The organism is Actinopolymorpha rutila (genome assembly GCF_013407855.1).
GTDB lineage: Bacteria > Actinomycetota > Actinomycetes > Propionibacteriales > Actinopolymorphaceae > Actinopolymorpha > Actinopolymorpha rutila.
Genome location: NZ_JACBZH010000001.1, coordinates 4,895,759 through 4,910,260 on the forward strand (window position 1 = coordinate 4,895,759; position 14,502 = coordinate 4,910,260).

Genomic DNA, 14,502 nt, shown 5'->3' on the forward strand with positions numbered 1-14,502 from the left:
CGGCCCGCGTCCGCAGCCCGTCACACGTCCGCGGCAGAAGTCCGCGTCACCGGACCGGGGTCAGCAGTCGAGGGCGCGGAACACGTACCCCCGCTTTGCCAGCGTGGTCAGAACACCGTCGAGCGCGTCGACGGTCTGCTGCCGGTCGCCGCCGCCGTCGTGCATGAGCACGATCGCGCCCGGCCGCGCACCCTCCACGGCCCGCCGTTCGATCGTGTCCGAGCCGGGCCGGGTCCAGTCGCGGGTGTCGACGTCCCACAGCACCACCCGCAGATTCAGCTCGTCGGTGACCGAGCGGACGTCGGAGTTGGTCGCGCCGTAGGGCGGGCGCAGGCACTTCGAGGCCGGACCGCCCTTGATCTCCTTCCGCATCCCCGACCACGACTGCGTCGTCAGCGACGCGTGGTCGAAGGTGTGGTTGCCGATGGTGTGCCCGGCCTTGCGCACCTGGTCCGCCATGCCCGGAAACTCCTTCTGTTGCTGTCCCAGTTCGAAGAACGTCGCCTTCGCGTTGTGCCGGGCGAGCACCTCGAGGATCTTCGGCGTCCACTCGCTCGGGCCGTCGTCGAAAGTGAGGTAGAGAACCTTCGGGCCCTCCGCCGTCCCCGGCCCCGGGGTGTGGCCCGGAGTCGACGGGGAGTCGGGGGTGCCGACGGTGGAGTCGCCGGGCAGGGTCGGCCGCGGGGTGGGCGTCGGGGAGGCAGTCTCACCAGCCCTCGCGCCGGCCGAGGGCGTGCTCGGCGAGGGCGTGCCGGACGGCGATGTGGGCTGCCGGGGCAGCCCACTCGGCGGCGTGGCCCGGGCCACCGAACTCGCCGTGGGCAGGCGCGGGTCGGACGAAACGTCCTGAGGTGTAGACGGCGCACATCTGACCAGCGAGAGCCCGACGACGATGACCCCCGCCGCCGTCGCCGTTCGCCGTAACCCGATCGTGACGCCCCGGCCGGCCCGGGGAACGGCGGTGGCTCGCCTGTCGGAATGGCCGCGTACGAGTGCGGATATTCGTACGACGAAACCACGCCAGCACGCGGCAGCCCGCGTTTCAGCCATCGCCCATCACTCCCCCGCTTCACCGCCAGCGTGAAGGAGGGGGTGAGACGTTTCCAGTCCCGGCGGGTCCCGTGAGCTGGGGACCACTGTCCGGGAAGATCCCTTCCAGGAAAGGGAAAAGGGCGGCCCGGTTACCCGGTGGCGCCCCCTGCCAGTGTCACCGAGGTCGGACGATGTTCGGTTCTGGCCGACGGAATTCGGCCTGCGATTCGGTCTCGGGCGTCAGCTCAGAGGTCGGGCCGCCATCGACTTCAGCCGGTCCTGCACCGCCTTGACCACCGGTGCCGAGCCACCAGACCCACCCCGACCCACCAGTGCCGGGCTTTTCCGGCTGACCCGCGGCCGCCGCCGACGGGCAGCGGGTCTCGGACAGACCGGAGCATGGCATGCAAATCGGGGCGGCCCCGGGATCCTCGTCCCGGGGCCGCCCTGCACCTCTGTCAGGTTGTTCGGTTGTGGTGTTCAGTTGTGTCAGGTTGCGGTTGACAGGAGCTCGGCCAACTGTGGCCGGTTGCGGTTGACAGGAGCTCGGCCTACAGGTCGGGCCGCTGGACGACGCGCAGCGCGTTGACCACCGGCGGCCGGTACGAGCGCCGCGGGTGGAACGTCACCTGCAGAGTGCCGCCCTCGGGCACGTCCACCACGATCGAGTGGCTGTCGGCCCGGCGGCCGCCCACCTCGTCGGCGATGTCGTACCCCACCAGCGCCCACTGGCCTTCGACGTCCACGTCGAACATCCGCCAGTCCACCCGCGGCGAGCGGGCCAGTTCGGCGAAGTCCATCGTGACCTCGTACTTACCGGCCGGCAGCCGGTCGAACCGATAGGCCTCCATACCCTGCCGCAGGTCGCGGTAGAGCGGGTCGTCGTCGGTGCCCCGGATGTCCACCTGCGAGCCGACGGCGTGCACCGTCGACGTACCGACCCAGCCGAACCGGCCGGAACGGTACTGCTGGTCGGCCACCCATGGCAGGCCCTGGCTGTCGGTGTAGGCGCCGCCACCTGCGTTGACGCCCTTCCAGTAGCCCGCCACCACCACCTGCACCGGTAGCTGTACGAACCGCTGCCGGCCGCTGGTGGTGTCCAGGATGACGGTCGCCCGGTAGACCCCCGGCTCCAGTCCGGTGGTGTCCACCGTGACGGTGACGTCCTGCTCACCGCCGACCGGCACTGTGCCCTTCTCCGGCTTCTCCGACAGCCACGGCACGTCGGTCGCCTGCGGCACTCCGGTCTCGACCAGGAACGCCTTGTTCGACGCCTGCGAGGTGACCCACAGGTTTCCGGAGAAGTCGAGTTCGGCGCCGGCGCCGGCGAAGCCGTCACCGTCGGGGAACCCGAGGGTGGTGATGACTCCGCAGTCGTCCGGGTCGACTTCGAGGATGTCGTCGGTGGGCGAGTTCGTGGTCACCCACAACACCCCGGCCGTGGAGTTCCACGCCAGCCCGGCCATCGACGCTCCGGCCAGCGAGCACTGACCGAGCACCTCGCCCGGGTTGGACGAGGACGCGCCGGCGACGTGGTAGAGGACGTCCTCGTTCCAGCCACCGACATAGAAACTGTCGTCGTCGGCCCGGTAGGCCAACCCACGCTGGGAGATGGCGCTCCACGGCGAGCCGGTGAGCGAGTAGTCCACCGCACCCGAGGCCGGGTCCCAGCAGGAGATTCCGTTGTCGCCACCGACGTTGACCTGGCACATCCGGCCCCGCCGGAAGTCGTAGGCCATGTCGCCGTTCCACTCGCCGGCCCAGTCCGCGGTCAGCGTCTGGACAGGCTCACCCGCGGCGGTGAACTCGTTGTTGGTCCTGTTCGGGGGGTCGGAGACCCAGACGTCACCGTCGTAGCCCACGCCCCAGGCGACCTCGGCACCTTCGACCGGCCAGGACGCGAGCACGCCACCGGCGGCGCTGGGCCGGGCGCGTTCCCGCTCGGTCCTGGTGTAGCGGCCGACCGCGGTCCTCGCGTTGGCGTCCTTGGCCTTCGCGCTCACCTTGGTCCTGGCCTCGGCGACCTTCGCCGCCTTCGCGGCCGTACGCCGGCCGCCACTCTCCAGCGCCTGCCACGTCAGCGGAGCCGAACCGGTGTTCGAGATGGTGAAGGTGGCCTGCTGCTTGACACCCTGGGGCAGGACCCATGACAGGTCGGGCGAGTCGACCTCGGCCCGGGCCGTCCTCAGGACGAAGTCCTTCCTGACGGTCTGGCCCTCGGCGACCGACACCTGGGCTGTCTGCGAGACGTAGTTGGTCGCACTCACCTTCAGGGTGTAGGCACCCACCCAGACCTGGCCGAAGTAGATCCCGTCGGCGTCGGTCCTCAGCTGCCGTACGACGGTGTCGCCGTCCAGGACGTCGACGGTCGCGTTCGCGACCGGGTTGCCGTCGTCCTTGTCGGTCACCCTGCCGGTGACGAACCCGTTCGGCGGCAGGGTGAACCGCACGGACTGGCCGTCCGCCAGCACCGGTGAGTTGTAGCTGTACTGCAGGGCGTCGGTGCCGTCGGCGTTCTCGATGCCGGTCGTCGCCGACGCACCCCGCTCCAGCGGGTCGTTCTCGTCGAGATTGCGCCAGTTCAGAACGATGTCGCCGTTCTCGTGCAGGACGATCTCGGCGTCCACCCGGGCCCCGGACTCACTGGCCAGGATCAACGCGTTGCGCCACTCGACGACGAACGTACGGTTCGGCGCCGAACCCGAGGTGCCCGTGTAGAGACCCGACTCCTCGTCCAGCACCAGGTCGTCCCAGAACGGGTAGATCGCCGCGTTCGGCTCGGCCCGGTTGGGGATCTGCGTGTTCCCGAATTCGGCGCTCGGCGAGGTGAAGGTCAGGTGGCCGTTCGTCGAGGCGTACGCCTCGTTGTAGCCCGCTCCGTAGAGCACGCCGCGGAACGGCAGGTCGATCGGGACGGCGGCGTCGTCGTCGACCAGTCCGACGTTGGTGTCGCCCTCGATGTAGTCCGCGGACTCGACCACGCACCGGTAGCCGTAGTCGTCGGCCCGGTCGGCCAACCGGAAGTCGACCACCTTGTCGCCGTCGACCGTGACGTCCTTCGACTCCTCGGCCATACAGCCCGAACCGGCGACCGTGACGGTGTAGCTGCCCTCCGGCACCGCGTCGAAGGCGTAGTGCCCCTGCTCGTCGGTGGTGGCCGGCGGCATCGGCGTGCCCTCCGCCGTGACGTCGACCCCCGCGACCGGCTGGCCACGCGCGTCCGTCACCGTGCCGCTGAGCGAGTGCGACGGCGCGGCGGTGAGGGCGAAGTCCTGCGTGGTCGTGTCGTCCTTGCTGACCGTCACCTGCTCGGTCTGGTCGACGTAGCCGAACGCGTGCACCGAGACCGTGTAGCCACCGACCGACAGAGTGAGCCGGTAGGTGCCGTCCTCACCGGTGGTGGTCGTCCGCGACAGCGGTCCCTCCACCGACACGGTGGCGCCGGCGATCGGCGCACCGCCGTCGGCGGCGGTGACGGTGCCGGTGAGCACACCGGTGTCGCCGCGCGGCGCGGCGTCGACCGCGGCTAGGGCGTCCACCCTGCCCTCGCCCCAGACGTTGTTGTTGTCGGCCGTACCACCGCAGGTCTGGTCGTCGACGTCGACCGCGGTCTCGTTCAGCAGCGCGCGGGTGGCCTCGACGTCACCGGCGAGTGCCGGTGCGGCCGACCAGAGCAGGGCGACGGTGCCGGACACGTGCGGTGCCGCCATCGACGTACCGCTGTAGTAGTCGTAGCCGTTGCCGGGGACCGACGACCGGACGTTCTCACCCGGCGCGGACACGTTGGGGCGGATCTCGCCGTTCGCGCCCGGGCCGCGGCTGGAGAAGTCGGCGATCTGCCCGGCCTGGTTGAAGGCACCGACCCCGAAGGCGTACGGCGAGTCCGCCGGCGAGCCGGTGGTGTCGCAGCCGGGTCCGTCGTTCCCGTTGGAGAACACCGCGAACTGGCCGCCCGCGGTCCACGCCTGGACGATCTCGTCGAACCACGGGTCCACGTCGGATCCGTTCGACCCGCCCCAGGAGTTGTTCACCACGTTGGGGCGCAGGTCCGGACGCGGGTTCTGGCCGTTCAGGTCGGTGGGCGCGAGCGTCCACTGGCCGGCGGCGAGCAACGAGGTGTCGGTGCAGGAGTCGCTCTCGCACCCCTTGGCGGCGATCCAGTTCGCACCCGGCGCGACGCCGACCTGGTTGCCGGTGCCGTCGTCGCCGACCATCGTGCCCATCGTGTGGGTGCCGTGACCGACGTTGTCGCACGGCTCGGTCGACGGGGTACCACACACGTTGGCCGGGTCGAACCAGTTGTAGTTGTGGTCGAAGGTGCCGTCTCCCCGGTTGCCGCGGTACTTCCCGACCAGCGCCGGGTGGTCGTACTGCACACCGGTGTCGACGTTGGCGACCGTGATGCCCTCACCACGTACGCCGTAGTCGCTCCACACCTGGTCGGCCCTGATCGCCGCGATGCCCCACTCGACCGCGTCGACCTTCTTCCTCGCGGTCGCCTTCTGCGCGGGCGGAAGCTTCCAGGTCCGGAGCTCGGTGATCTGCTGTACGCCGGGCAGGGCGGCGAGGGCACGGGTCAGGCTCGGCGTCGCACCGCGCACCAGAATCCGGTTGGCGCCCCAGTAGGCCGTGTACTCGACCCGCTTGGCCTTCAGCGTGGTCTTCGCCCGCGCCTGGCTCCTCGTCGCGGTGGCCTTCAGCGCCTTGACGACCGCGGCGCCACGAGCGTCCCAGTCCTTGACCTTGGCGGCTTTCTTGAGGTCCGCCCGCTGGGAGAAGACCAGCCACACATCGGCCGCGCCCTTGGCCGCCAGCTTGCTCTGGACCGCCTTGCTGATCGGCGCGGGCTTCGTCGCCTTCGTCGTGGGTGACTGTCCGGCCACCGCGGCCGCCGGCGCCAACAGGCCGGCCAGTACGGCGAGCACGGCGCCGGTGGCGAGCACCAGCGACCGTCGGGCCGCGGAGGAGCGACGGCCCGACGGCCGACCCGCCGGGCGCTTCACCGGGCGGCTCACCGGGTGCGGCGAGCCTGCTCGATCCCTACGTCTGAACACGTACCCCTCCTTGTGGGGAGTCGGGAGCGTCCGCCGAAAGTGGTGACGGATCACGGAGGACACGGCGGACGGGTTGCCACCATCGGCACACACGTTCCTGCGCAGAGAACTCGGGAACGGGCGGGCGGGACAGGGCGCGGTCAGGGCGCTCGGGGGGCATTTTCGGGTCGCCGACCGGTTCCCGGCCGTTTCCGGGCAACGGCCCCCGGGATCACGTTCCGAACCCGCGACGACCGCGGGCCGCCGAAGTAACCGACCGCGTTCCATCCCTTACGCAGACAAACAGGACCTGCCAGAATTTCTGCGAACGGGGGGCGTGACCTGAAGATTCGCAGGCTGCGCCTGCCCGGTCGGTGGCACCCGACACCCGGGGGGTGCAGCAACGTGCAGAACCTCTTTCTCGATGCCGCGGACCCGACCGATGACTCCACCGGCCTGATCGACGTGACCGGCGCTACCGGCGCGAGCGACGCGGACGAAGGCGGGCACACCCCCGCACCAGCTGCTTCGGGCCACGCGGCAGCCGACCAGACGCCGACCGTTCCGGTGCAGGGCATGGGCCTGGTCCTGTGCGTCGGCCTGGATCCCGACCAGTGGTCGTCGGTCATTCGCAGCGTGAACGGCGACATCGCGGTCCTGGTCGTCGCCAACACCGAGAGCGCGCTGCGGGTTCTCGTGCCGGGCGGCGTACTCCCCGAGCAGTCCCCGGGCCGGCGAGCACACCACGGCAACGGCCACGGCGACGACGGCCAGGACGAACACAGCGGGTACGACGGACACGGCCTGGGCGAACACGGCGAACACTCGGCTCGGCGACCGCTCGCCCTCGGCGTCGCGCACGGCCGGAGGCCGCCGCCGGAGCCGGGCCGCGGACCGGGATCGAACACCCGGGCAGTGGTGGAGTTCGGCCCGCTTCGGCTGGACCACAACCGCCGCGAGGTGTTCTGGCACACCAGGCCGATCGAGCTGTCGGCCCGCCAGTTCGACCTGCTCGCCACCCTGGCCGGTGCCGGCAACCGCGTGTGGACGTTCGCCGAGCTCACCGAGGCGGTGTGGCGGCGCCCTTACGTCGGCGACGTCGACGCCGTCGCCTCCGCGGTGAAGCGGCTACGGCGGCGACTGCAGGACGTCACCCCGGAGCTGGCCGTCGCCTCGGTCCGGGGCGTGGGCTACCGGATCGCCCTGGTGCCGACCACGCTTCCGGTGCGGTCGGACGCGGTGCGGGCTTGGTAAGTTCTCGCGGGTGACCCTCGTCCTCCCCGATTCCGAGATCAGCCGCGTTCTCGTCATCACCGCGCACCCCGACGACGTCGACTTCGGCGCGGCCGGCACGATCGCCCACTTCACCGCCGCCGGGCTGGAGGTCGTCTACTGCATCTGCACCGACGGCCAGGCCGGCGGGTTCGAGGACCACGTGCCGCGTTCGAAGATCCCGGAGATCCGCCGAGCCGAGCAGACCGAGGCGGCACGATGCGTCGGTGTGCACGACGTACGTTTCCTGGGTCTGGTCGACGGTGAGCTCGAGGCGAACGCCGATCTCGTCCGCGCGCTCACCCGGGTCATCCGTGAGGTACGCCCGGACCGCGTACTCACCCAGAGCCCCGAACGCGACTGGTCGTTCATCGCCCGCAGCCACCCCGACCATCTGGCGGCCGGCGAGGCGGCGGTGCGCGCGGTCTATCCCGCGGCCCGCAACCCCCTACGCCTTCCCCGAACTCGCCGAGGAGGGCCTGGCGGCCTGGACGGTCCGGGAGCTGTGGCTGTCGGGACACCCGACCACCAACCACGTCGTCGACGTCACCGAGACGTTCGGCCAGAAGATGGCGGCGTTGTACGCCCACCAGAGCCAGCACCCCGAGCCGGACCAGCTCGAGCCGCGGCTGCGCGAGGGGTTCGGCCGGGTGGCCGCCACGGCGGGACTACCGCAGGGCCACCTCGCCGAGGGCTACTTCGTGGTGGAAACCGGCTGACCCGCGGGTCAGCGCCAGAAGACCGCGACCGCGACGTTGAGCAGCGTCAGCGCGGTGAGCCCGAAGAACAGCCCGGCGGCGATCGTGGGCTTCTTGCGGTTGACCCAGGCGAGCACGGTGATGACCAGGACCACGATCAGCTTCACGCCGATCTTCGGGTTGTTGACGTGGTCACCGAGGCCACCCTGGATGACTCCGACGAGGAGTACTCCGGTCACCAGCTGGGTCAGCGCCCCGTGCAGGATCGCGGGCAGGATCCGGCGTTCGGGGCCCTTCATCTGCACCAGCAGCCCGCCGAGCAGGCTCGCCAGTCCGACGAAGTGGAGGAACAGGAGCAGATGACGAAGGAACTCCACGGTGACGGTGCCTGCCTTCCCTGCGCTGACGGCGACGTGCCTGCGCGATACTACAGCAGGTAGTAATAGCGGCCCGTCACCGCACCGGGATCCCGCCCCGCCCTGATCTCCGGGACCCGCCCGGATCACACCAGGCGGCGGTCGGTGGCCCAGCGGGTCAGCTCGTAGCGGTTCGACAACTGCAGCTTGCGCAGGACCGAGGACACGTGGGTCTCCACGGTCTTCACCGAGATGAAGAGCTCCTTCGCCACTTCCTTGTACGCATAGCCGCGGGCGATCAGCCGGAGCACCTCACGCTCCCGCTGGGTCAGCCGGTCGAGTTCCTCGTCGATGCTGCCGGGGTCGACGGCGCCGGCGAACGCGTCCAGCACGAAGCCCGCCAGCCGCGGCGAGAACACCGCGTCCCCGTCGGCGATCCGGCGTACCCCGTCGACGATCTCCTCACCGGTGATCGTCTTGGTGACGTACCCGCGCGCGCCCGCCCGGATCACCCCGATGACGTCCTCGGGGGCATCGGACACACTCAGCGCGAGGAAGCGCACCTCCGGGTCGGTGGCCAGCACCCGGCGGGCCACCTCGGCACCGCCGCCACCGGGCAGGTGCACGTCCAGCAGGACTACTTCGGGTTTGGTCTCGAGGATCACCTTGACCGCCTCGTCGACGTCGCCGGCCTCCCCCACGATGTCCACGGCGGCACCGATCTCGGTGCGTACGCCGGTCCGGAACATCGCGTGGTCGTCGACCAGGACGATGCGGCGCCTGCTGTCGGGGTTAGTGCTCACGGTTCTTCCTCTCACCGTCGACTCGGACCTGATCTGGTCTGGTCGGCTCGTGCTCTGGCGTCGCGGTCGTCCACGACGAGGCGTACCTCGGTCCCCTCGCCCGGGCCGCTGCGCACCTGCGCCCGGCCGCCGTGGCGTTCCATGCGTTCGTAGATGCTCCGGCGCACACCGAGGCGGTCCTCGCCCACGCGGTCGGGGTCGAAACCCACCCCGCGGTCCCGGACGTAGACCTCCACGCGGTCCTCCTCCACCTCGGCGTAGACGTCGATCCTAGGCGCGCCGGAGTGCTTGGCGGCGTTCACCATCGCCTCCCCCGCGGCGCGGACGACCGCGGTGAGCGCCGGGTCGAGGGGCGCGTCGCCGACCATCACGACCTCGACCGGGATGCCGTGCTTGTCCTCCACCTCCGCCGCGGCCCGCCGCAACTCGCTGCGCAGGGTGGCGTCGGCGTCCTCGTGGTCGCCGTACAGCCACTGGCGAAGGTCGCGTTCCTGGGCCCGCGCGAGCCGGACCACCGCCCGCTGGTCGTGCGCCTGCTTCTGGATCAGTGCGAGCGTCTGGAGCACCGAGTCGTGCAGGTGCGCGGCCATGTCGGCGCGTTCCTGGGAGCGGATCCGCTCCCCTCGTTCCTCGGACAGGTCGCCGACCAGGCGCCACATCCAGGGACCGGCGATGAGGACGAGGCCGATCGCCGCGCCGAGGAGGACCGGGAGCCCGGCGTTGACGGCGTTCGTCCCGACGGTGGAGGACACACCCCACGTCAGCGCCACCACGACAAGGAGGAGACCCACCCCGGTACGCAGGACGGTGACCCAGCCGCCGGTCATGAACAGCGGCCACAGCCAGCGCAGCTTCGTCGGCGCCGAGGAGGTCCAGCGCACCCGCTGCGACTCGTCGGCCTGCCGCCACAGCAACGCCAGCCCGCCGCCCCCGACCAGCAGCGGCCAGAACACCTTCGTGGAGACCCCGCCCAGGTGCGGGAAGAGCGCGATCACGCCGATCGCCAGCACGGCGATCGACACCAGCTGCCCGGGATCCTGCACGCGGCGGCGCCGTGGCCCCTCGGTGCGCTTGCCCTGCCGGGTGGCCGCCTCGACCCCGGCCGGTTGCGCGGCCGTGCGTACGGCGGTGTCCTGGGGAAGGACCACCCACAGCGCGGCGTACAGAAGGAGGCCGAAGCCACCCATCATGGCCAGCGCGATGAACCCCAGTCGCACGTGGATGGGCTGCAGCCCCAGATGGTCGGCCAGCCCACCGGCGACCCCGCCCATGACCTTTCCGTCGGTACGCCGCACACAGCGAGGGGGCGCGTCGTACGCGCCCGCCGCCATGGGGGTACCGAGGGTTCCGGCACTCGGGTCGGTGAAGATGGGGTCCTCCTCGGGCAGTCGTCTCCCCGATGGTCACACGGGAGGGACCCGCGGAGCCACCGGGACGCCCCCTGTCGGCTCCGGAGACCCGAAGGGACAAGCCCAGGGACATCCCGGATGCGGCTGCGACGGTCACGGCGAAGGATCTAAGGATGGCTGACACGACTCCGCCCGCAGAACGCGGAGACCCCGCATCTCGTGGCGGCGTACCCGGCGGGAGCGGCGTACCCGGCGGGAGCGGCGAGCACACCGAGCCGGGCACTCCGGGCGCACCGGGCGGGTCCGGCATTCCCGCCGGGACCGGGCCGAACGCCGACAGTCGTCAGGAGCGCGACGAGGGCGAGCCACGCGGAGTTGACGGCCAGGACACGCGGCGTACCGACGGCATGGTCCGCGACCTGCGCAGGCTGCACCGCAGCGACGAGGGACGGGTGGTCGGCGGGGTGTGCGCCGGTCTCGGGCGTGAGCTCCAGGTCGATCCGGTGCTGCTGCGCGTGGTGCTCGCCGTGCTGGCGCCGTTCGGTGGGGTCGGCCTTCTGCTGTACGCCGCGGGCTGGGTGCTGATCCCCCGCGTGGGCGAGGAGCGGTCGATCCTGGAGCAGCAGCTCGGCCGGCGCCGGGACGGCAAGCCGGACGGTCCGGTGTTCGTGGCCGGCCTGGTCGTGATCGGCCTGGTCGTGGTGAGCATTCCCTGGTGGGGGCTCCCCTGGCACGTACCCGCGCTCCTGGTCCTCAGCGTCCTGGGCCTGGTCGCGCTGCTTCGCCGTCAGTCCGACCGCGCCCAGGCTCCCGCCGCCCCACCGGAGGCCGCGCCCGAAGCGACGGTGCCACCGGGTGGGAACACCCCACCGGGTGTCGGCGTACCTACCGACGCGGAGGCGCCCACCACCGCGATGACCCGGCCGCTCTCGGAGGTCGCCGACGGGCTCGGCCACACCGGCAACGTCGCCGACGTCGAGGACACCGGTGCCGCCACCGACCCGGACTCGCAGGTCACCCGCCCGCTGCCCACCACGCCCGCACCGGCGCCATCCCCCGACCAGCAGGTGGAGGCACCTGCACCCCAGGACCCCCAGGACCCACGGGACACCGACGGGCACACCCGTCCGCTCCAGGTCGGCTCGTGGCGGGCCTCACCGCCGGTCCCCCCGGAGTTCTGGGACCAGCCGGACCCGCTCGGCCTCGGCGGGACCACCGACACCGAGGGCGGGCCGGGCGATGGGCCCGCGAGCCGGCCGGAAGCCGAGTTCGCCCCCGCTCCACCGCCTCCTCCCCCACGGCGGCGGCGCTTCGTGCTGTTCCTCGTGACCATGCTGGCCGCCCTGGTCGTCTGCGCGGCGCTGGCCGGACTGCAGGAGGGCAGCCAGCTTCCCAGCGGGGGGTACGCCGTCACCGTTCCGGCCGGCGGGTACGTCGCCGCGGTGCTGGCGGTGGTCGGCCTCGGGCTGATCGCCGGTACGTGGTTCGGGCGTTCACGCGGACTCATCGCCGTGGGGACGATCCTCGCCGTCGCGCTGGTCCCGGCGACCGCGGTCGACTTCGACGTCATCGCCGCCGCCCACGACCACAGGGTGCGGCCCACCTCGCTAGAGCAGGTCCGGCCAAGCTACGACTACCCCACCGGTGTGGTCCGGATGGACCTCACCCGGTTGCCTCTGCGGGACGGCCGGAAGGTCCGGACGAGCGTCGCCCTGGGCACCGGAAAACTCGTGGTCAGGGTGCCGCCCCGGGTCGACGTCCACGTCGACGCGGACGTGGGAGTGGGCGACCTGAAGGTCTTCCACCGGAACCACTCCGGTGCGGACAACTCAGTGAAGGCGACCGACCTGGGAACCGACGGTGCCGGCGGTGGCGACCTGTGGCTCAAGGTCGACCTCGGAGTGGGACAGGTGGAGGTGGACCGTGGCTGACCCCCGACGGCGCAGCACCGACGTCGTTTCCCTGGTGGCCGGGCTGGTGTGCTGCGGCATCGCGCTCAGCTGGCTGCTGGTCTCGGTCGGCGAGATCCGGCTGCGGGACCTCGGCTGGCTGATGCCGATGGTCCTCATCGGTGCCGGGCTGTTCGGCGTACTCCTCTCCATCCGGCGCAGTCGGCGGTTGCGCCGTCCCGATCGCCCGCGCTGATGAGCCCACTGTTCGATCAACCTCGAGCTGACCCCGACAGCCGGCCGGCAGCGCACCCGGACCGAGGTCGGGGTCGGCTCAGGGGGCGGTCGGGACCGTTCCGGATCGTCCCGTCCGCTCCGGTCCGCGAGAGTGGAGCCATGAACGAGATTGCATCCCAGAAGAAGTTGGTCCGGACCAAGAACGAGCGGATGATCGCCGGTGTCTGCGGCGGCATCGCGCGCTACGCCGGACTGGACCCGGTGATCATCCGGCTGGCGCTGGCGGCCTCGATCCTCCTCGGCGGCGCGGGCGTCGTGCTCTACATCGTGGCCTGGATCATCGTCCCCGAGGAGGACCCGGCGACGGCGTGACCGCCGCCGCCGGCCCGGTCGCCGGCCTCATACAGCCTCCCCGTCCACCACTTCCGCAGCAGTTTCCCCTGCGCCACAACGACAACGCGGGCTCTTCGCCGAAGAGTCCGCGTTGTCGCGTTCGGGGGGTAGGCCCGTCAGCCTCGCCCGGACGGCACCGCCCAGCCGGACGGGTCCGGCCCCTTGGGCACGACACCGGTCGGGTTGATCTTGTGGTGGGTGGCGTAGTAGTGCCGCTTGATCTGGTCGAAGTCGACGGTCTCCCCGAAGCCCGGGGACTGGTACAGGTCGCGGGCGTACGCCCACAGCACGGGCAGTTCGGTGAGCTTGTTCCGGTTGCACTTGAAGTGGCCGTGGTAGACCGCGTCGAAGCGCACCAGCGTGGTGAACAGTCGCACGTCCGCCTCGGTCAGCCGGTCGCCGCACAGGTAGCGCTGGTCGCGCAGGCGGTCCTCCAGCCAGTCCAGCCGGGCGAAGAGCCGGTCGTACGCCGCCTCGTAGGCCTCCTGTGAGGTGGCGAACCCGCACTTGTAGACGCCGTTGTTGACGTCGTGGAAGACCAGGTCGGCGACCTCGTCGATCTCGGCCCGCAGATCCCGGGGATACAGGTCGGGCGCGTCCGGCCGGTGGAAGGCCTTCCACTGCGTGGAGAAGTCGAGGGTGATCTGCGGATAGTCGTTGGTCACCACCTGACCGGATCGCTCGTCGACCAGGCAGGGCACCGTCACCCGGCCCTGGAAGCCGGGGTCGGTGGCATGGTAGGCCTCGGCGAGGAACTCGATGCCGAGCACCGGGTCACGGCCGCCCGGGTCGAGGGTGAACCTCCAGCCGCGTTCGTCCCGGATCGGGTCGACGGTCGCCAGCGAGATGGCGTCCTCGAGGCCGAGCAGCCGCCGGACGATCACCGACCGGTGCGCCCACGGGCAGGCCCGCGACCACACCAGGCGGTAGCGACCGGGCTCGGCGGCCAGGCCGGAGGTCCCGTCGGCGGTGATCCGACCGGTGAACCGGTTGGCCTGCCGGACGAACTCACCGCGCGTTCCGGTCTCCCGGCCGAACTGCGCGGCGCCGCCCTGGCTCGCTGCTTCGCTCTGGCTCTGGGTGCTGCTGGCGTGTTCGGGCATGGCCCCAGTGTTCCCCGCGGGGCCTCGCGCCGCCATCACCGCCCCGGTGCCCCAAACCGGAGGCCAACCCGTTCGCGCAGCCGGGGTGATTCTTCCGCGGAAGAATCCCCGACTCCGATGGCGAGCGCTGGACCCGGGCTCCTCCTCCGAGGCGGAACGGACACCGCCGTACCCCGGTCCGCGCATTCTTCCGCGGAAGAATCCGTGCGCACGCCTGGCCGCCTGGACGGTCACCACGAAGCGTGAAGATTGCGGGTGGCCCTGACCCCCGCGAGCCTTCACACTTCGATCGGCTCGGCAGGCCGGACCCGGAAGTGTGGAGATTCCTGGTGGCTCT

At 71.2% G+C, this 14,502-nt stretch carries 11 protein-coding genes and 1 pseudogene; 6 read left to right on the forward strand and 6 right to left on the reverse strand.

The genetic code is table 11. The annotated features are described in order from the left end of the window. Positions 1-60: 60 nt before the first annotated feature. Together F4554_RS31585 and F4554_RS21835 are read right to left on the reverse strand one after the other, a co-directional pair. Entirely contained in the window at positions 61-1,050 is a 990-nt protein-coding gene (locus F4554_RS31585) for a polysaccharide deacetylase family protein (protein ID WP_202889412.1), read from the reverse strand. A gap of 533 nt (positions 1,051-1,583) precedes the next feature. After that, a complete protein-coding gene (locus F4554_RS21835) occupies positions 1,584-6,086 on the reverse strand; it encodes a S8 family serine peptidase (protein WP_179789299.1) in 4,503 nt (1,500 codons plus the stop codon). 384 nt (positions 6,087-6,470) lie between these two features. On the opposite strand from F4554_RS21835, the gene F4554_RS21840 reads away from it, so the two are divergent. The 3 genes and pseudogenes from F4554_RS21840 to F4554_RS32460 all read left to right on the forward strand — a co-directional run bounded on the left by F4554_RS21840 (position 6,471) and on the right by F4554_RS32460 (position 8,056). Then, on the forward strand, positions 6,471-7,319 hold the full coding sequence (locus tag F4554_RS21840; RefSeq protein WP_179789300.1) for a winged helix-turn-helix domain-containing protein: 849 nt from the start codon (positions 6,471-6,473) through the stop codon (positions 7,317-7,319). Positions 7,320-7,329: 10 nt separating this feature from the next. Beyond that, positions 7,330-7,701: pseudogene (locus tag F4554_RS32455) on the forward strand (PIG-L deacetylase family protein); the annotation flags it as partial. Continuing rightward, positions 7,652-8,056 carry a PIG-L deacetylase family protein gene (locus F4554_RS32460; protein WP_238341378.1) on the forward strand — a complete coding sequence of 135 codons (405 nt, stop codon included), beginning with the start codon at positions 7,652-7,654 and terminating at the stop codon, positions 8,054-8,056. The pseudogene F4554_RS32455 and the gene F4554_RS32460, both read left to right, overlap by 50 nt. A gap of 8 nt (positions 8,057-8,064) precedes the next feature. On the opposite strand, the gene F4554_RS21850 is transcribed toward F4554_RS32460, so the two are convergent. The 3 genes from F4554_RS21850 to F4554_RS21860 form a co-directional block, all read right to left on the reverse strand. Beyond that, positions 8,065-8,412 (reverse strand): hypothetical protein, encoded by a 348-nt coding sequence (locus F4554_RS21850; protein ID WP_179789301.1) that lies wholly within the window; start codon positions 8,410-8,412, stop codon positions 8,065-8,067. 125 nt (positions 8,413-8,537) lie between these two features. Beyond that, positions 8,538-9,194, reverse strand: a complete 657-nt coding sequence (locus F4554_RS21855) for a response regulator transcription factor (RefSeq protein ID WP_337796154.1) — start codon at positions 9,192-9,194, stop codon at positions 8,538-8,540. A gap of 11 nt (positions 9,195-9,205) precedes the next feature. Continuing rightward, positions 9,206-10,525 (reverse strand): ATP-binding protein, encoded by a 1,320-nt coding sequence (locus F4554_RS21860; RefSeq protein WP_179789302.1) that lies wholly within the window; start codon positions 10,523-10,525, stop codon positions 9,206-9,208. A gap of 191 nt (positions 10,526-10,716) precedes the next feature. On the opposite strand from F4554_RS21860, the gene F4554_RS33190 reads away from it, so the two are divergent. The 3 genes from F4554_RS33190 to F4554_RS21875 all read left to right on the forward strand — a co-directional run bounded on the left by F4554_RS33190 (position 10,717) and on the right by F4554_RS21875 (position 13,041). Then, positions 10,717-12,474, forward strand: coding sequence for a PspC domain-containing protein (locus tag F4554_RS33190; protein ID WP_179789303.1), 1,758 nt, complete (start codon positions 10,717-10,719; stop codon positions 12,472-12,474). Continuing rightward, positions 12,467-12,688: a hypothetical protein gene (locus tag F4554_RS21870; RefSeq protein ID WP_179789304.1), complete on the forward strand. Its 222-nt coding sequence runs from the start codon at positions 12,467-12,469 to the stop codon at positions 12,686-12,688. The genes F4554_RS33190 and F4554_RS21870 overlap by 8 nt, the downstream gene beginning before the upstream one ends. Before the next feature lie 140 nt (positions 12,689-12,828). Further along, positions 12,829-13,041, forward strand: a complete 213-nt coding sequence (locus tag F4554_RS21875) for a PspC domain-containing protein (protein ID WP_179789305.1) — start codon at positions 12,829-12,831, stop codon at positions 13,039-13,041. 137 nt (positions 13,042-13,178) lie between these two features. Here the strand turns inward: F4554_RS21875 and F4554_RS21880 are convergent, their stop codons facing one another. Next, the gene (locus F4554_RS21880) at positions 13,179-14,165 is read right to left on the reverse strand and encodes a glutathione S-transferase family protein (protein ID WP_179789306.1); all 987 of its coding nucleotides are present in this window, start codon (positions 14,163-14,165) and stop codon (positions 13,179-13,181) included. Between the last annotated feature and the right edge of the window lie 337 nt (positions 14,166-14,502).